15 protein-coding genes are annotated in these 16,870 nt (G+C 71.8%); 8 read left to right on the top strand and 7 right to left on the bottom strand.

All coding sequences use genetic code 11. From position 1 onward, the window contains the following. Positions 1-19: 19 nt before the first annotated feature. A complete protein-coding gene (locus ABT118_RS14510; protein WP_350668392.1) occupies positions 20-916 on the bottom strand; it encodes a sigma-70 family RNA polymerase sigma factor in 897 nt (298 codons plus the stop codon). A gap of 18 nt (positions 917-934) precedes the next feature. After that, complete coding sequence (locus ABT118_RS14505) at positions 935-1,441, bottom strand: MarR family winged helix-turn-helix transcriptional regulator (RefSeq protein ID WP_350668391.1); 507 nt, start codon at positions 1,439-1,441, stop codon at positions 935-937. Between the two features lie 61 nt (positions 1,442-1,502). Between ABT118_RS14505 and ABT118_RS14500 the strand changes: the two genes are divergently transcribed. Beyond that, positions 1,503-2,444, top strand: a complete 942-nt coding sequence (locus tag ABT118_RS14500; protein ID WP_350668390.1) for an EamA family transporter — start codon at positions 1,503-1,505, stop codon at positions 2,442-2,444. Positions 2,445-2,485: 41 nt separating this feature from the next. Here ABT118_RS14500 and ABT118_RS14495 read toward each other — a convergent pair whose 3' ends face one another. Together ABT118_RS14495 and ABT118_RS14490 are read right to left on the bottom strand one after the other, a co-directional pair. After that, on the bottom strand, positions 2,486-4,384 hold the full coding sequence (locus ABT118_RS14495) for an ABC transporter ATP-binding protein (protein ID WP_350668574.1): 1,899 nt from the start codon (positions 4,382-4,384) through the stop codon (positions 2,486-2,488). Positions 4,385-4,482: 98 nt separating this feature from the next. Beyond that, positions 4,483-6,216 (bottom strand): ABC transporter ATP-binding protein, encoded by a 1,734-nt coding sequence (locus ABT118_RS14490; RefSeq protein ID WP_350668389.1) that lies wholly within the window; start codon positions 6,214-6,216, stop codon positions 4,483-4,485. A gap of 277 nt (positions 6,217-6,493) precedes the next feature. Between ABT118_RS14490 and ABT118_RS14485 the strand changes: the two genes are divergently transcribed. The 3 genes from ABT118_RS14485 to ABT118_RS14475 all read left to right on the top strand — a co-directional run bounded on the left by ABT118_RS14485 (position 6,494) and on the right by ABT118_RS14475 (position 10,312). Further along, positions 6,494-8,389, top strand: a complete 1,896-nt coding sequence (locus tag ABT118_RS14485; RefSeq protein ID WP_350668388.1) for an AMP-dependent synthetase/ligase — start codon at positions 6,494-6,496, stop codon at positions 8,387-8,389. Between the two features lie 50 nt (positions 8,390-8,439). Beyond that, the gene (hemW, locus tag ABT118_RS14480; protein ID WP_350668385.1) at positions 8,440-9,669 is read left to right on the top strand and encodes a radical SAM family heme chaperone HemW; all 1,230 of its coding nucleotides are present in this window, start codon (positions 8,440-8,442) and stop codon (positions 9,667-9,669) included. A 79-nt stretch (positions 9,670-9,748) separates the two neighbouring features. Then, positions 9,749-10,312 (top strand): Uma2 family endonuclease, encoded by a 564-nt coding sequence (locus tag ABT118_RS14475; protein WP_350668384.1) that lies wholly within the window; start codon positions 9,749-9,751, stop codon positions 10,310-10,312. On the opposite strand, the gene ABT118_RS14470 is transcribed toward ABT118_RS14475, so the two are convergent. Further along, the gene (locus ABT118_RS14470; protein ID WP_350668383.1) at positions 10,300-11,133 is read right to left on the bottom strand and encodes a DUF3097 domain-containing protein; all 834 of its coding nucleotides are present in this window, start codon (positions 11,131-11,133) and stop codon (positions 10,300-10,302) included. The two genes, ABT118_RS14475 and ABT118_RS14470, sit on opposite strands and share 13 nt — an antisense overlap. A gap of 105 nt (positions 11,134-11,238) precedes the next feature. On the opposite strand from ABT118_RS14470, the gene ABT118_RS14465 reads away from it, so the two are divergent. Continuing rightward, the gene (locus ABT118_RS14465) at positions 11,239-11,946 is read left to right on the top strand and encodes a hypothetical protein (protein ID WP_350668382.1); all 708 of its coding nucleotides are present in this window, start codon (positions 11,239-11,241) and stop codon (positions 11,944-11,946) included. Between the two features lie 42 nt (positions 11,947-11,988). Here the strand turns inward: ABT118_RS14465 and pspAB are convergent, their stop codons facing one another. Beyond that, positions 11,989-12,567 carry a PspA-associated protein PspAB gene (gene pspAB, locus ABT118_RS14460; RefSeq protein WP_350668381.1) on the bottom strand — a complete coding sequence of 193 codons (579 nt, stop codon included), beginning with the start codon at positions 12,565-12,567 and terminating at the stop codon, positions 11,989-11,991. A gap of 8 nt (positions 12,568-12,575) precedes the next feature. Continuing rightward, positions 12,576-13,493, bottom strand: a complete 918-nt coding sequence (gene htpX / locus ABT118_RS14455; RefSeq protein WP_350668380.1) for a zinc metalloprotease HtpX — start codon at positions 13,491-13,493, stop codon at positions 12,576-12,578. Positions 13,494-13,714: 221 nt separating this feature from the next. Between htpX and hrcA the strand changes: the two genes are divergently transcribed. From hrcA to ABT118_RS14440, 3 genes are read left to right on the top strand one after another with little or no spacing between them, the layout of a single operon-like run. Further along, positions 13,715-14,746: a heat-inducible transcriptional repressor HrcA gene (gene hrcA / locus ABT118_RS14450; RefSeq protein ID WP_350668379.1), complete on the top strand. Its 1,032-nt coding sequence runs from the start codon at positions 13,715-13,717 to the stop codon at positions 14,744-14,746. 58 nt (positions 14,747-14,804) lie between these two features. Continuing rightward, on the top strand, positions 14,805-15,944 hold the full coding sequence (gene dnaJ, locus ABT118_RS14445; protein ID WP_350668378.1) for a molecular chaperone DnaJ: 1,140 nt from the start codon (positions 14,805-14,807) through the stop codon (positions 15,942-15,944). A 40-nt stretch (positions 15,945-15,984) separates the two neighbouring features. Further along, complete coding sequence (locus tag ABT118_RS14440) at positions 15,985-16,734, top strand: 16S rRNA (uracil(1498)-N(3))-methyltransferase (protein WP_350668377.1); 750 nt, start codon at positions 15,985-15,987, stop codon at positions 16,732-16,734. Positions 16,735-16,870: the final 136 nt, after the last annotated feature.

Below are 16,870 nucleotides of genomic sequence, written 5' to 3'. Positions count from 1 at the left end.
AGGTGGACGACGCGGCCGGTCAGGCTGTGACAGTGAGCTGCGTCACATGGGTGAGCTTCTCCGGGTTCACCACGACGTAGGCCTGGGTGATCCTGCCGTCGGTGACCGTGAAGGCGACCACGCCGAGCACCTTGCCCTCGGCGTCGTGCCAGGCCAGACCGGGTTCGCCGTTGACCAGGACCGGGGAGTCGCCGACGTCCGCCGGGGTGAAGTACTTGGCGTAGAGCCCGGCCACCAGGCGGGCGACCTTGTCCATGCCGAGGATCGGGCGGACCCCGGCCGAGACGATGCCGCCGCCGTCCGAGTGCCAGACCACGTCCGGGTCGAGCAGGGCGACCAGCCCCTGCAGGTCGCCCTCGGCGGCGGCCGTGGCGAAGGCGGAGACCACCTGGCGGTGCGCCGCCCGGTCGACGGTGCCGGGCCGGCCGCCGGTCTTCACCCGGCGCCGGGCGCGCGAGGCCAGCTGCCGGGTGGCGGCGGGGGTGCGGTCCAGCGAACCGGCGATCTCCTCGAAGCCGATCGAGAACACGTCGTGCAGCACGAAGGCGGTCCGCTCGGCCGGGGTGAGCTGCTCCAGCACGGTGAGCAGTGCCATCGAGACCTCCTCGCCGAGTTCGGCGAGGTGTGCGGGGGCGTCCTCCTCGGAGACCAGCGGCTCCGGCAGCCACTCGCCGTAGTACGCCTCCCGGCGGACCCGGGCCGAGCCCAGCTGGTCGTAGCAGAGCCGGGTGACCACGGTGGTCAGGAAGGCGCGCGGCTCCTCCACCTTGCTCCGGTCGGTGGAGCGCCAGCGCAGCCACGCCTCCTGCAGCACGTCCTCGGCGTCGCTCACCGAGCCGAGCAGCCGGTAGGCCACCGAGCCCAGGTAGCGCCGCAGCGACTCGAACGCGTCCACCCCTGATACGTCGTCAATCACGGGTGGAACCGTACCCGGTCAGCTTCCGGCCGAGGCCAGCAGCCTGCGGAGCAGCGCGCTCAGGGTCGCCGCCTCCTCGGGGGTGAGGGCGGCGAGCACCTCGCCGTAGACGGCGGTGTTGGCGCCGATCACCCGGTCCGCCAGGTCGAGGCCCGCCGGGGTGAGGGTGATCCGCAGGCCTCGGCGGTCGTGCGGGTCGGGGGAGCGGGTGACCAGGCCGGCCCGTTCCAGCTTGTCCAGCCGGCCGGTCATCCCGCCGGTGGTGAGCATCAGGGTGGCGGTCAGCTCGCGCGGGGAGAGGGTGTACGGCTCGCCCGAGCGGCGCAGGGTGCCGATCACGTCGAACTCGCCGGTGCCGATGCCGAAGGCGGCGTGGGCCTGGCCGAGCCGGTCGGTCACGGTGCGGGAGATCCGGAAGATCCGGCCGAACACCTCCATCGCGTCGGTGGAGAGGTCCGGGCGGACCGCGTTCCACTGCGCGGCGATCGCGTCCACGGCGTCCGGGGGAAGGGGGTGCTGGCTCATGGGGAAAGTCTGTCACAGGAAAGAAGCTTGACGCCAAGTAGCTTAGTGTTAAGTTACTTACATGCTTCCGACCTCCAAGGGCACCCTGGCCCTCACTGCGCTCGCCCCCCTCGCCTGGGGGTCCACGTACCTGGTCACCACCGAGTACCTGCCGCCGGACCGGCCGCTGCTCACCGCCACCCTGCGCGCGCTGCCGGCCGGCCTGCTCCTGCTGGCCTTCGCCCGGCGGCTGCCGAAGGGGGGCTGGTGGTGGCGGGTGCTGCTGCTCGGTTCGCTCAACATCACGCTCTTCCTGGCCCTGCTGTTCGTCGCCGCCTACCGCCTGCCCGGGGGAGTGGCCGGCGTCCTCGGCGCGATCCAGCCGCTGGTCGCGGCCGGTCTGGTGGTCCCGCTGCTCGGCGAGCGGCCCGGCGGCCGGGTGGTGCTGGCCGGGGTGGCCGGAGTCTTCGGGGTCGCCCTGGTGGTGCTCAGGGCCACCGCGCAACTGGACACCGTCGGGGTGCTGGCCGGGCTGGCGGGAGCCGGGGTGATGGCGCTGGGCACCGTGCTGACGAAGCGCTGGGGCCGCCCGGAGGGCGTCGGCCCGCTGGCGATGACCGGCTGGCAGCTCACCGTCGGCGGGCTGCTGCTGGTCCCGATCGCCCTGCTGGCGGAGGGCGCGCCGCCCGCGCTGACCGGTACCAACCTGCTCGGTTACCTCTACCTCGCGGTGCCCAACACGGCGGTGGCGTACTGGCTGTTCTTCCGGGGCGTCGGCAAGCTGCCCGCCTCCTCGGTGGCCTTCCTCAGTCTGCTCAGCCCGGTCTCGGCCACCGTGCTCGGCTGGGTCTTCCTGAACCAGTCGCTGACGACCCTTCAGCTGCTGGGCATGGGCATCGCACTGGGCAGCACCGTGGCGGGCGCGCTGTTCGCCGCCCAGCGCGCGGCGGCCGGCCGGGTGGTCGTGCAGGCCGAGCCGGCGAGCCGGCCGGCGGCACGGGTCCGGGCCCGCCTCGGAAGCTGAGACGGGCCCGGGTGGGCAGGGCGGAGGGGCGGGCTCCGGGGTCAGTCGACCTCGGCGACCGCCTCGCTGAACTGGGCCGCGTACAGCCGGGCGTAGGCGCCCTTGGCGGCGATCAGCTCCTCGTGCGAGCCCTGCTCCACGATCGAGCCGTCCTCCATCACCAGGATCACGTCCGCGTCCCGGATGGTGGAGAGCCGGTGCGCGATCACGAAGCTGGTGCGGCCACTGCGCAGCCGCGCCATCGCCCGCTGGATCAGCACCTCGGTCCGGGTGTCCACCGAGGAGGTGGCCTCGTCCAGGACCAGGATGGACGGCTGGGCCAGGAAGGCCCGGGCGATGGTGATCAGCTGCTTCTCGCCCGCGCTGACCCCGGTGCCCTCGTCGTCGATCCGGGTGTCGTAGCCGTCCGGCAGGGTCCGGACGAAGCGGTCGACGTGGGCTGCCTTCGCCGCCTCGACCACGGCCTCGCGGGACGCGCCCTCGGCTCCGTACGCGATGTTCTCGGCGATGGTGCCGCCGAACAGCCAGGTGTCCTGGAGCACCATGCCGATGCCGGCCCGGAGCTCCTCCCGGGACATGGCGGCGATGTCGACGCCGTCCAGGGTGATCCGGCCGCCGGTGGTCTCGTAGAACCGCATCAGCAGGTTGACCAGGGTGGTCTTGCCCGCGCCGGTCGGGCCGACGATGGCGACCGTGTGGCCGGGCTCGACCTTGAGCGAGAGGTCGTCGATCAGCGGCTTCTCCGGGTCGTACCGGAACGAGACGCCGTCGAAGGAGACCAGGCCCCGGACCACCTCGGGCCGCTCGGGGGCGAGCGGTTCGGCCGACTGCTCGGGGGCGTCCAGGATCTCGAAGACCCGCTCGGCCGAGGCGACCCCGGACTGGACCAGGTTGGCCATGCTGGCGACCTGGGTGAGCGGCTGGCTGAACTGCCGGGAGTACTGGATGAAGGCCTGCACGTCACCGATCGACAGCGCGCCGCTCGCCACCCGCAGACCGCCGACCACCGCGACCAGCACGTAGTTGAGGTTGCCGATCAGCATCATCGCGGGCTGGATGATGCCCGAGATGAACTGGGCCCGGAAGGCCGACGCGTACAGCGCGTCGTTCTCCTCGCGGAAGGTCTCCGCGGCCTCCTTCTGCCGGCCGAAGACCTTCACCAGGGCGTGCCCGGTGTACATCTCCTCGATGTGCGCGTTCAGCGTGCCGGTGGTCTTCCACTGGGCGATGAACTGCGGCTGGGCCCGCTTGCCGATCTTGGTGGCGACCACCACCGACACCGGGACCGAGATCAGCGCGATCAGGGCCAGCAGCGGGGAGATCCAGAACATCATCGCCAGCACGCCGACGATGGTGAGCAGTGAGTTCACCACCTGGCCCATGGTCTGCTGCATCGACTGGCCGATGTTGTCGATGTCGTTGGTGACCCGGCTGAGCACCTCGCCGCGGGCCTGCTTGTCGAAGTAGCTCAGCGGCAGCCGGGACAGCTTGGCCTCGACGTCCTCGCGCAGCCGGTAGACCGCGCGGTTGATCGCGGTGGCGGCCAGCCGGCCCTGCAGGATGCCGAAGGCGGCGGAGCCGACGTAGAGCAGCAGGGCCCAGAACAGCACCGAGCCGATGGCGCCGAAGTCCATCCCCTGGCCGGGGACGAAGTCGACCGCGCCGAGCACGTCGGCGACCCCGCCCCGGCCGGTCTGCCGCAGGCCCTCGATCACCTGGGCCTTGTCCATCCCGGCGGGGGTCTGCCGGCCGACCACGCCCGCGAAGATCAGGTCGGTGGCGTGGCCGAGCACCCGGGGGCCGGTCACGGCGAGGCCGATGCTGAGCACACCGAGCGTCAGCACGCCCATCAGCATCGGGCGTTCGGGGCCGAGCATGCCCAGCAGGCGCTTGGACGAGCCCTTGAAGTCCATCGACTTCTCGGTGCCCTGACCGGCCATCATCCGGCCGGGTCCGGCCGGACCGCGCCGGGCAGCGGCGGTCTGCGAGTCCGAGACCCGGGGCTGGCCCTGGGCCGGGAGCTTCTTCTCGGGGCTGGTCACGCCGCCTCCTGCTCGGTGAGCTGGGAGAGCACGATCTCCCGGTACGTCGGGTTGTCGGCCATCAGCTCGCGGTGGGTGCCCGAGCCGACCACGGCGCCCTCGTCGAGCACCACGATCCGGTCGGCGTCCCTGATGGTGGAGACCCGCTGGGCCACGATCAGCACCGCGGCCTCGGCCGTCTCCCGGGCCAGCGCCTTGCGCAGCCGGGCGTCGGTCGCGTAGTCGAGCGCGGAGAACGAGTCGTCGAAGAGGTAGACCTGCGGACGGCGGACCAGGGCGCGGGCGATCGCCAGCCGTTGCCGCTGACCGCCCGACACGTTCGAACCGCCCTGGGCGATCGGGGCGTTCAGGCCCTCGGCCAGCTGCTCGACGAAGTCCTTGGCCTGGGCCACCTCCAGCGCGTGCCAGAGCTCCTCGTCGGTGGCGTCCGGCTTGCCGTAGCGCAGGTTGCTGGCGACCGTGCCGGTGAACAGGTACGGCTTCTGCGGGACCAGGCCGACGGTCTCGGCGATCAGCGCCGGGTCGAGCTCGCGGACGTTCACGCCGCCCAGCAGCACCTGGCCGCCGGTGGCGTCGAACAGCCGCGGCACCAGGCCGAGCAGGGTGGACTTGCCGCTGCCGGTGGAGCCGATCACGGCGGTGGTCTGCCCCGGGAGGGCGACCAGGTCGATGCCGCGCAGCACCGGGTCCTCGGCGCCCGGGTAGCGGAACTCGACCTCGCGCAGCTCCAGCTGACCACGGGTCAGCAGTTCGGCGACCGGGTCGGTGGGCGGCACCACGCTGCTGTCGGTGCCCAGCACCTCCTCGATCCGCTCGGCGCAGACCTCGGCCCGCGGCACCATCATGAACATGAAGGTGGCCATCATGACGCTCATCAGGATCTGCATCAGATAGGCGATGAAGGCGGTCAGCGCGCCGATCTCCATCCCGCCGGAGTCGATCCGGTGCGCACCGAACCAGACCACCGCGACACTGGACGCGTTCACCACGAACATCACGCTGGGGAACATGAAGGAGAGCAGCCGGCCGACCCGGAGCGAGACGTCGGTCAGCTCGGTGTTGGCACCGGCGAAACGATCCTGTTCGTGCCTGTCCTTCACGAAGGCGCGGATCACCCGGATACCGGTGATCTGCTCGCGCAGGATCCGGTTGACCGAGTCGATCCGGGTCTGCATGGTGCGGAACTCCGGCCGCAGCCGGCGCACCAGCACGACCACCACCCCGCCCAGCAGCGGCACCACGACCAGCAGCAGGGCGGAGAGCGGGACGTCCTGGTTGAGCGCCATCAGGATGCCGCCGAAGCACATGATCGGCGCCGCCACCATCAGCGTGAAGCCCATCAGCACCAGCATCTGGACCTGCTGGACGTCGTTGGTGGTCCGGGTGATCAGCGAGGGGGCGCCGAAGGAGTTCAGCTCCCGGGCGGAGAAGCTCTGCACCCGGTCGAAGACGGCGGCCCGGATGTCCCGGCCGATCGCCATCGCGGTGCGGGCACCGTAGTAGACGGCGGCCACCGAGCAGAGCGCCTGCACCAGGGTGACGCCGATCATCACCCCGCCGAGGGCCAGGATGCGCCCGGTGTCCCCCTTCACCACTCCGTTGTCGATGATGTCGGCGTTCAGGGTGGGCAGGTAGAGCGCGGCGATGGTCGAGACGAGCTGGAGCAGGACCAGCAGGGAGATGGGTCGGGAGTACGGGCCCAGGTGGGCTCGCAGAAGTTTGATCAGCACCGTGACACTTTCGTTGTCGGCCGGGGGAGTCGCACCCCATTTTCGGGGTTCCGGCGGGCCCGGTGGGGGTTTACGGTGTCTCGACCAAGGGGTTTTGTACGGTCTTTGCACGACGCGGCGGCCCAAGTGTCAGGTTCGAGTACCCCCTTACGGATCGCCCGCCGAGCCCCTAGGCTGCTGATTGCCAGCTTGTTACTCGCTGGTTAACCAGTAGCCGGTAGGCAGGCCCCCACGCCACCGCGCTCCACCCTCGGCCACCCGCCCCCGGAGGTCCTCGTTGAGTTCCGCGCAGTCCACGATCGACCGGCGTCCGCCTTCGGTGGCCCACCTCTTCCTGAGCCGCGTCGAGGCCACACCCGACGGTGAGGCCTACCGGTTCCCCGTCCCGGTGGACGAGCACGCGGCCGACAGCACCCCCGGTGCCGAGCAGTGGCGCTCGCTGACCTGGGCGCAGACCGCGGAGCGGGTCAAGGCGGTGGCGGCCGGCCTGATGTCGCTCGGCATCGGCCCCGAGGACCGGGTCGCGCTCTCCTCCTCCACCCGGATCGACTGGATCGTCGCCGACCTCGGCAACATGTGCGCCGGTGCAGCGACCACCACGGTCTACCCGAGCACCAACGCCGAGGAGACCGCCTTCATCCTGGCGAACTCGGCCAGCCGCGCGATGTTCGCGGAGAACGCCGCCCAGCTCGCCAAGGTGGTCGCCCGCCGGTCGGAGCTGCCCGAGCTGCGCACCGTGATCCTGTTCGACGCCCCGGCGGGCGACGAGGAGACCGGTGGCCTGGAGGTGCTGACGCTGGCCGAGCTGGAGCAGCGCGGCGCCGCGCACCTGGCCGAGCACCCGGACGCGGTGACCAAGGCCGTCGAGGCGCTCGACCGCGAGCAGCTGGCCACCCTGATCTACACCTCGGGCACCACCGGCCGCCCCAAGGGCGTCCGCCTGGTGCACGACTGCTGGGCGTACGAGGGCCTGGCGCAGCAGGAGAGCGGCCTGCTCCGCTCGGACGACGTGCAGTTCATGTGGCTGCCGCTGTCGCACGTCTTCGGCAAGACCCTGATCTCGGGTCAGATCGCGACCGGCCACGTGATGGCGGTGGACGGCCGGGTGGACCGGATCATCCACAACTTGCCGGTGATCCGTCCGACCATGATGGCCAGCGCGCCGCGGATCTTCGAGAAGGTCTACAACGGCATCGCGGGCAAGGCCAGGGCCCAGGGCGGCGCCAAGTACAAGATCTTCCTCTGGGCCGCCAAGGTCGCCCGGGACTACGCCCGGACCACCCAGGCGAACCGGATCGCGACCGGGCGGAACACCGCCCCGCTCGGCCTGACGCTCCAGCACACCATCGCCGACAAGCTGGTCTACGCCAAGATCCGGGCGGCCTTCGGCGGCCGGATGCGCGGCGCGGTCTCCGGCAGCGCGGCGCTCGCCCCCGAGATCGGCTACTTCTTCGCGGGCGCGGGCGTGCCGGTGCTGGAGGGCTACGGCCTGACCGAGACCAGCGCGGGCTCCACGGTGAACCGGGAGGAGGACTTCCGGGTCGGCACCGTCGGCCAGCCGCTGCCCGGCACCGAGGTCCGGATCGCCGAGGACGGCGAGATCCTGCTCAAGGGCCCCGGCGTGATGCGCGGCTACCACAACCTGCCCGAGCAGACCGAGGAGGTGCTGGAGGCCGACGGCTGGTTCCACACCGGCGACATCGGCGAGCTGGACGGCGGCTTCCTGCGGATCACCGACCGCAAGAAGGACATGTTCAAGACCTCGGGCGGCAAGTACGTCGCGCCCAGCGAGGTGGAGGGCAAGTTCAAGGCGGTCTGCCCGTTCGTCAGCAACATCCTGGTGATCGGCAACGGCCGCAACTTCTGCACCGCGCTGATCGGCCTGGACGAGGCGGTCATCATGCCGTGGGCCGCCGAGCACGGCCTGGCGGGCAGGTCGTACGCCGAGGTGGTGGCCAGCCCCGAGGTGCACCAGCTGATCGACGGCTTCGTGCAGCGCCTCAACGGCGACCTCCAGCGCTGGCAGACCATCAAGAAGTTCAGCCTGCTCCCGCGCGACCTGGACATCGAGCACGGCGAGCTGACCCCGAGCCTCAAGATCAAGCGCCCGGTGGTCGAGCGGACCTACGCCGACGCGGTCGCCGGGATGTACGCGGGCACCGTCGAGGCCTGATCGCTCCCGGTCCGGTACGGCTCACTCGGGCCGTACCGGACAATGGGTGCATGCCCTCCGCACTTCCCGACGGTGAACCGCTGCCGTCCGACGGTTCGCTGCCCGCCTCCGCCCTCGCCGGGCTGGGCGGGCGGCCGTTCGGTTTCTACCTGCACGTGCCGTACTGCGCCAGCCGCTGCGGCTACTGCGACTTCAACACCTACACCGCGACCGAGCTGCGCTCCTCCGGGGCGGTGGCCTCGCAGGAGACGTACGCCGACAACCTGGTGGCCGAGATCCGGCTGGCCCGGCGGGTGCTCGGCGCGGTGGACCTGCCGGTCGAGACGGTCTTCATCGGCGGTGGCACCCCGACCCTGCTGCCCGCCGCCGACCTGGTGCGGGCGCTGGCCGCGATCCGGGACGAGTTCGGCCTGGCCCCCGGCGCCGAGGTGAGCACCGAGGCCAACCCCGAGTCGGTCGACCCGGCGTACCTGGCCGAGCTGCGTGCCGGTGGCTTCAACCGGCTCTCGTTCGGGATGCAGAGCGCCAAGCCGCACGTGCTCCAGCTGCTCGACCGCCACCACACCCCGGGCCGCCCCGAGGCCTGCGTGGCCGAGGCGCGGGCGGCGGGCTTCGAGCACGTCAACCTGGACCTGATCTACGGCACCCCCGGCGAGTCCGACGACGACTGGCGCGCCTCGCTGGACGCCGCGATCGGCGCCGGGCCCGACCACGTCTCCGCGTACTCGCTGATCGTCGAGGACGGCACCAAGCTGGCCGCCCGGGTCAAGCGCGGCGAGCTGCCGATGATCGACGACGACGTGCACGCGGACCGCTACCTGATCGCCGAGGAGGCGCTCTCCGCCGCCGGGTTCTCCTGGTACGAGGTCTCCAACTGGGCCACCTCCGAGGCGGGCCGCTGCCGTCACAACGAGCTCTACTGGACCGGCGCCGACTGGTGGGGCGCCGGCCCCGGCGCCCACAGCCACGTCGGCGGCGTCCGCTGGTGGAACGCCAAGCACCCCGCCGCCTACGCCCAGGCCCTCGCCGAGGACCGCACCCCGGGCCAGGGCCGCGAGGTCCTCCCCGAGGAGGACCGCCGGGTCGAGCGGATCCTGCTGGAGCTGCGCCTGCGCGAGGGCTGCCCGCTCACCCTGCTGGCCCCCGACGGCCTGGCCGCCGCCGAACGGGCCCTGGCCGACGGCCTGCTGGACACCGACGCGTACGCCGACGGCCGGGCCGCCCTCACCCTGCGCGGGCGGCTGCTGGCGGACGGGGTCGTTCGCGACCTGGTGGACTGACGGCAGTTCACCCTTGAGTGGCTGACCGGCAGCGCGGGTTTCTCGGTACCTTGGTGACAGCCGCCCGAGGGAGCCAGTGATGACAGCCGTGGATGACCGGGTCATACGGATCTTCGAGAACCTGGAGGTTCCGGAGGGATTCAAAGCTGAGCTCATCAGGGGCGAAATCGTGATGATGGCCGGGCCGGACATGGTGCACAACCTGATCGTGGCCGCGATCCAGCACCAGATCCCGTACGCGGCGTGGCGGGCGCTGCAGACGCAGGACCTCACCATCCCGGGAGACCGGAGCGAGCCGCAGCCGGATCTGGTGGTCTTCGAACGGGGAGCCGTGGAGGAGTCGGGGCGTCTGCTCCCCGCCCCTGCGGTGAAGCTGGCCGTCGAGGTGGTCTCCAAGACCAGCGTGGACCGGGACTACCGGACCAAGCGCCGGATGTACGCCGAAGGCGGCATCCAGGCGTACCTGATCGTCGACCCGATCGAGGGTGTCTGCACGCTGCTCACGGAGCCGAGCGACGACGGCGCCCTCTCCCGGCTGCCGGACTACCGGAGCGAGCGGACCAGCCGGTTCGGGGAGCCGATTCCGGTCGAGGTGCTCGGGCTGACCCTGGAGACCACGGACTTCCAGGGCTACGCCGACTGATCCGTGACGAAGTCGATCAACTCCTCGACCCGGCCCAGCAGGGCCGGGTCGAGGTCGCGGTAGGAGTCGACCGAGGCGAGGACGCGCTTCCAGGCGGCCGGGGTGTCCTCCGGCCAGCCGAGGCGGCGGCAGACGCCGAGCTTCCACTCCTCGCCGCGCGGGACGTCCGGCCAGCCGGGGATGCCGACGCTGGCGGGCTTCACGGCCGCCCAGACGTCGATGTAGGGGTGACCGGTGATCAGGACGTCGGCGCCGGTGACCTGTTGGGCGATCCGGTGTTCCTTGGTGCCGGGCAGCAGGTGGTCGACCAGGACGCCGAGCCGGCGGCCCGGGCCGGGGCCGAACTCGGCCACGATGGCGGGGAGGTCGTCGATGCCCTCCAGGTACTCCACCACCACGCCCTCGATCCGCAGGTCGTCGCCCCAGACCCGTTCGACCAGCTCGGCGTCGTGCCGGCCCTCGACGTAGATCCGTGACTCCCGCGCCACCCGGGCCCGCGCGCCCGGCAGCGCGACCGACCCGGAGGCGGTCACCTTCGGCCGGACCGGGGCCGGGGCGGCCGACACCGGCCGGACCAGGGTGACTACCTGACCCTCCAGCAGGAACCCGCGCGGCACCAGCGGGAACACCCGGTGCTTGCCGAACCGGTCCTCCAGCGTGACGGTGAACCCCTCGGCCGACTTCTCGCACCGCACCACCGCCCCGCAGAACCCGGTGGCCGCGTCCTCCACCACCAGGTCCCGCTCGGCCGCCACCTCGGGGGCGGGCTGCTGCCGCTTCCACGGCGGGGTGAGGTCGGGGCCGTACTCCCTGCTGCGCATGGCACCGATCCTACGAGAGCTGACCCGCCGTCACCCCGACCCGGGTCCCGGCGCGGAACGGCCCTGTGAGAGGGTGCGGGCGGATTCGGACCGATGGAGGAACTGGTGCGTGTACGTCCTGCGGTGGTGGCTGCCGCCGCGCTGGCGGTCCTGGCCGTTCCGGCCTGCTCGTCCGCCGGTCACCCGGCCGGCCCGGGCGCATCCGCGTCGGTGCCGCTGCGGGCCGGGCTGCTGACCGGGAGCCAGCTTCCGCCGGGGTTCGAGCTGTTGTCGGCACCGGTGAACTCGACCACGACCGGGGCTCCGCACCAGCCCGCCTCCGCCGTCCCCCTGGCCGAGATGCCGTGCCCCGACATCGGGGTGGAGTCCTTCATGACGGTGCACGCCCCTCCGCTGGAGGACGTCGCGGTGGCGATGCAGCAGGTGCCCGCCGACGGTGCCGACGACGACGGGTGGTTCGGGCAGGAGTCGCTGGACCGGTACGCCCCCGGCCGGGCGGCCGAGGTGATGGCCGCGATCCGGGCCGCCGCGCAGCGGTGCGCCTCCTACCCCACCACACTGTTCGGCGGCGCCGAGGTCCAGGAGACCGTGTCCGTGCTGCGGCCGCAGCTGCCGGCCGACGACGGCCTGGTGCTCCGGGTGGCCTCGGCCTACCCCGGCGACGACGTCCCGTACGTCACCGAGACCGGCTTCGTGCGCGAGGGCGACGTGATCCTGATGGTGCAGAGGACGGTGGCGCAGAAGCCGTCGTCCGGTGTGGAGACCGTGCTCGCCCCGGCCCTGGCGGCCTACCGGGCCGCCGCGGGCGCCTGATCCCCGCAGGCCCGGTTCCCGCGGGCGCCAGGTCCCCGAGGGTCAGAGCCCGGGCGCGCCCCAGACCGGGAACCAGCGGCTGAGGTCCTGCTCCAGCCGGAGGTCGTTCCCGAGCATCGCCTTGACCTGGAGTTCGAGCGGGTTGTCGCGCTTCTCGCCGGGCAGCGGGGCGAAGGGGTAGAAGCTGCCGCGCTTGTAGAGGTAGACCAGGCCGAGCGGGCGGTCGGCGGCGTTGCGGAAGCCGACGATGGAGCAGAGCAGCTGGGGGCCGAAGCCGTTGGCCTCCAGCTCGCTGTTGACCGCGTGCAGGTCGTTGACCAGGTCGGGGAGCTGGTCGGGGGTGTGGCGGGCGAGCAGCCAGGAGTAGCCGTAGGAGTCCTGCGAGACCTCGACCGGGACGCCGCCCCGGTCGGTGTCGGCGTCCAGCAGGGCCCGGATCTGGCCGGCCGCCTCGGTGAAGGCGGCGCCCTCGACGGCGGCGAAGCAGACCGAGCCGAGGCCGGTGGGGCGGAAGCCGGCGGCGGCCTCCAGGGTGAGGGCGGCGGAGGGGACGCCGAAGAGCTGGTCCAGGTCGGGCCGGACCGGCTTGCTGCGGCCGAAGAGTGCGTCCAGGAATCCCATCGGGCTCCTCAGCGGCCGAGCTCGGCCGAGATCCGGCCGAGCTGTTCGAGTCGCTGCTCCAGCGACGGGTGGGTGGACATCAACTGGCTCGCGGCCTCCCGGGCGCTCAGCGCGGGGGCAAAGTAGAAGGCGTTGTACGGCTGCGCCCGGCGCAGGTCCTCGCTCGGGATGGCGGCGATCTGGCCGGTCACCTTGGTCAGGGCGGAGGCCAGTGCGCTGGGTCGGCCGGTGAGCTGGGCGGCGGCCCGGTCGGCGGCGAGCTCGCGGTAGCGGGAGAGCAGCCGGGTGAGCAGGAAGCTGGCCGCGTAGACCACCATGCTGACCAGCGGGACCAGGATCATCGCGAGCGCCGCGTTGCTGTCGTTGTTGCGGCCGCGTCCGTTCACCATGCCGCTGTACAGGGCGATCCGGGTGATCGTCCCGGCCAGGACGCCGAGGAAGCCGGCGATGGTCATCACCGCCACGTCCCGGTGCGCCACGTGCGAGAGCTCGTGCGCGAGCACCCCCTCCAGCTCCTCCGGCTCCAGCCGCCGGAGCAGCCCGGTGGTGACGCAGACCACCGCCCGTTCGGGGTTGCGGCCGGTCGCGAAGGCGTTCGGCATGTCGGTGTCGGTCACCGCGACCCGGGGTTTGGGCATATCGGCCAGGGCGCACAACCGGTCGATGGTGCCGTGCAGTTGGGGGAACTGCTCGGGGGTCACCTCCTGGGCGCCCATGGCCCGCTGGGTGATTTTGTCGCTGAACCAGAACTGGGCCACGAAGAGCCCGCCGGAGATCAGCACCACCAACGGCCAGGCCCCGCGCAACAGGACTATCAACAGCCCGGTGAAGCCGACGTAGAGCAGCCCGATCACGAACATGGTGACGACCATCCGGCTGGTCAGTCCGCGGTCGGGTGCGAAGCGGGAGTGCTGGCCTGGCGACATGGCTGCTCCTTTTGTCCTGGTCCGTCGCTTTCGATGCTGCCACTTGCCACGGGCAATCGGCGGACGCCACAGGTGACACAGGGACAAGGATCACCAGGCGGCACCGTTCCTGCGGTCGGACCCGGGCCTTACACTGGCAGGTACTGTCCTGGCACTCTGCCCAGCTGAGTGCCAGGGAGAAGGACCCGGGCAGGACGAAGCGAAGACGGAGGTGCGTGGCCATGTACAGCGAGCGGCCGTTGGACGACCGCAAGCTCGCGGTGCTGCGCGCGATCGTCCAGGACTACGTCGGCACCGAGGAGCCGGTCGGCTCCAAGGCCCTGGTCGAGCGGCACAACCTCGGCGTCTCCCCGGCCACCGTGCGCAACGACATGGCGGCCCTGGAGGAGGACGGCTACATCCACCAGCCGCACACCAGCGCGGGCCGGATCCCCACCGACAAGGGGTACCGGCTGTTCGTCGACCGGCTGGCCGAGGTCAAGCCGATGACCGCTCCGGAGCGCCGGGCGATCCGGCACTTCCTGGACGGCGCGGTGGACCTGGACGACACGGTGGCCCGTACGGTCCGGCTGCTCGCGCAGCTGACCCGGCAGGTCGCGGTGGTCCAGTACCCCTCGCTGTCCCGGTCGACGGTCCGTCACGTCGAGCTGGTCGCGCTGGCCCCCTTGAAGGTGATGCTGGTCCTGATCACCAACACCGGCCGGGTCGAGCAGCGGATGGTCGACTGCCCCGGGGCGGTCGGCGAGACGGTGCTGGCGGACCTGCGGGCCAAGCTCAACACCCAGGCGGTCGGTCGGCCGCTGCCCGAGGTGCCCGGCCTGCTGGAGGATCTGCCGGCGGCTTTCGAGCCCGCCGACCGGCCCACCGTCAGCACCGTGCTGGCCACCCTCTTCGAGACGCTGGCCGAGCAGAACGAGGAGCGGATCATGCTGGCCGGCACGGCCAACCTGACCCGCTTCGGCCACGACTTCCCGCTCACCATCCAGCCGGTGCTGGAAGCCCTGGAGGAGCAGGTCGTCCTGCTCCGCCTCCTGGGTGAGACGGCGGACGCGGGGATGACGGTCCGGATCGGGCACGAGAACGCCTATGAGGGGCTCAATTCCACCTCCGTGGTCTCGGTCGGTTACGGTTCGGGCGATCAGAGTGTCGCGAAGCTGGGCGTGATCGGACCGACCCGGATGGACTACCCGGGCACAATGGGGGCGGTGCGAGCGGTCGCACGGTACGTGGGCCAGATCCTGGCCGAGTCCTAAACAGAGCACTGTCAGACCAGTCGCAGCACTTCTAGAGGCGGAACAAGCGGAGCATTTGGTGGCCACGGACTACTACGCGGTACTCGGCGTCCGACGGGATGCGGGGCAGGACGAGATCAAGAAGGCGTTTCGACGCCTTGCCCGCGAACTGCACCCAGACGTCAACCCGGACCCGAAGACGCAGGAGCGGTTCAAGGAGATCAACGCCGCCTACGAGGTACTCTCGGACCCGGCCAAGCGCCAGGTCTACGACCTCGGCGGCGACCCCCTGTCGCCCAACGGCGGCGGCGCGGGCGGCTTCGGCGCGGGCGCGGCGGGCTTCGGCTTCTCCGACATCATGGACGCGTTCTTCGGCGCGGCCTCCGGTCAGCGCGGCCCGCGCTCGCGCACCCGGCGCGGGCAGGACGCGATGATCCGGCTGGAGATCACCCTGGAGGAGGCCGCGTTCGGCACCACCAAGGAACTCCAGGTCGACACCGCCGTCACCTGCACCACCTGCTCCGGCGAGGGCGCGGCCCCCGGCACCTCGGCGCAGACCTGTGACATGTGCCGCGGCAAGGGCGAGGTCTCCCAGGTCACCCGGTCCTTCCTGGGCCAGGTCATGACCTCGCGCCCCTGCCCGCAGTGCCAGGGCTTCGGCACCGTCGTCCCGACCCCGTGCCCGGAGTGCGCGGGCGACGGCCGGGTCCGGGCCCGTCGCACCCTGACGGTGAAGATCCCGGCCGGTGTCGACAACGGCACCCGGATCCAGCTCGCGGGCGAGGGCGAGGTCGGCCCCGGCGGCGGCCCCGCCGGCGACCTGTACGTCGAGATCGCCGAGACCAGCCACCCGACCTTCCAGCGGCGCGGGGACGACCTGCACTGCACGGTCACCATCCCGATGACGGCCGCCTCGCTCGGCACCCAGGTGCCGCTGCAGACCCTGGACGGTCTGGAGGAGGTCGACATCCGGCCCGGCACCCAGTCCGGCCAGTCGATCCCGCTGCACGGGCGGGGCATCACGCACCTGCGCGGCGGCGGCCGGGGCGACCTGATAGTGCATGTCGAGGTGCAGACGCCCACCAAGCTCGACCCCGAGCAGGAGGACCTGCTGCGCCGGCTCGCGCTGCTGCGCGGCGAGGAGCGCCCTTCGGGCACCTTCGCCCCGGGCCAGCAGGGGCTGTTCTCCCGGTTGAAGGACGCGTTCAACGGCCGCTGAGCCGAGTCCGGTTACGAAGGTACGAAGGTAAGGCACGCGCATGACCGCCCCCGTGTTCGTCGTGGAGACCGACCGTCTCGCCGGGATCGCCCCCGGCGGGGTGGTCCGACTGGACGGGCCCGAGGGGCGGCATGCCGCCGCCGTGAAGCGCCTGGAGCCCGGCGAGGCGCTCACCCTCGCGGACGGCCTCGGCCTCGGTGTCGAGGGCACCGTGGCGGCCGTGCACGGCAAGGACGCGCTCGACGTCACCGTGCTGAGCGTCCGTCAGGAGCCGGAGCCCGCGCCCCGGATCATCGTGGTGCAGGCCCTGCCGAAGGGCGACCGGGGCGAGCTCGCGGTGGAGACCATGACCGAGGTCGGGGTCGACGTGGTGATCCCCTGGGCGGCCTCCCGCTGCATCACCCAGTGGAAGGGCGACCGGGGCGCCAAGGCGCTCGCCAAGTGGCGGGCCACCGCCCGGGAGGCGGGCAAGCAGTCGCGGCGGCTGCGGTTCCCCGAGGTGCGCGAGCCGGTGACGACGCGTCAGCTGGTGCCGGTGCTGGCCGCGGCCGCCTTCGCCGCCGTCCTGCACGAGGAGGGCTCCGTCCCGCTCGCCACCGCCCCGCTGCCCGCCGCCGGCGACCTGATCCTGGTGGTCGGCCCCGAGGGCGGCGTCTCGCCGGACGAACTCGCCGCCTTCGCCGAGGCCGGTGCCGCTCCGCACCGCCTCGGTCCGTCCGTGCTGCGCACCTCCACCGCCGGTGTGGCGGCGGGGGCCCTGCTGCTCGGCCGCACCGACCGCTGGGCGTGAGCTTTATCAACGTCCTCAGGTTGCACTACCAGGGGCTCGGGGAACGGCGAGGATGTCTGGCGTGCGGGTCAAACTGCAAAGTGCCTGACCATGTACGCGCCTTGAACGCTCCTGAGGTCGGCGTCGCAGTTCCCCG

The organism is Kitasatospora sp. NPDC002040 (genome assembly GCF_040296785.1).
Lineage (GTDB): Bacteria > Actinomycetota > Actinomycetes > Streptomycetales > Streptomycetaceae > Kitasatospora.
The sequence above is the reverse complement of the archived record's forward strand: the minus strand, read 5'-3'. Positions and strand labels throughout refer to the sequence as shown.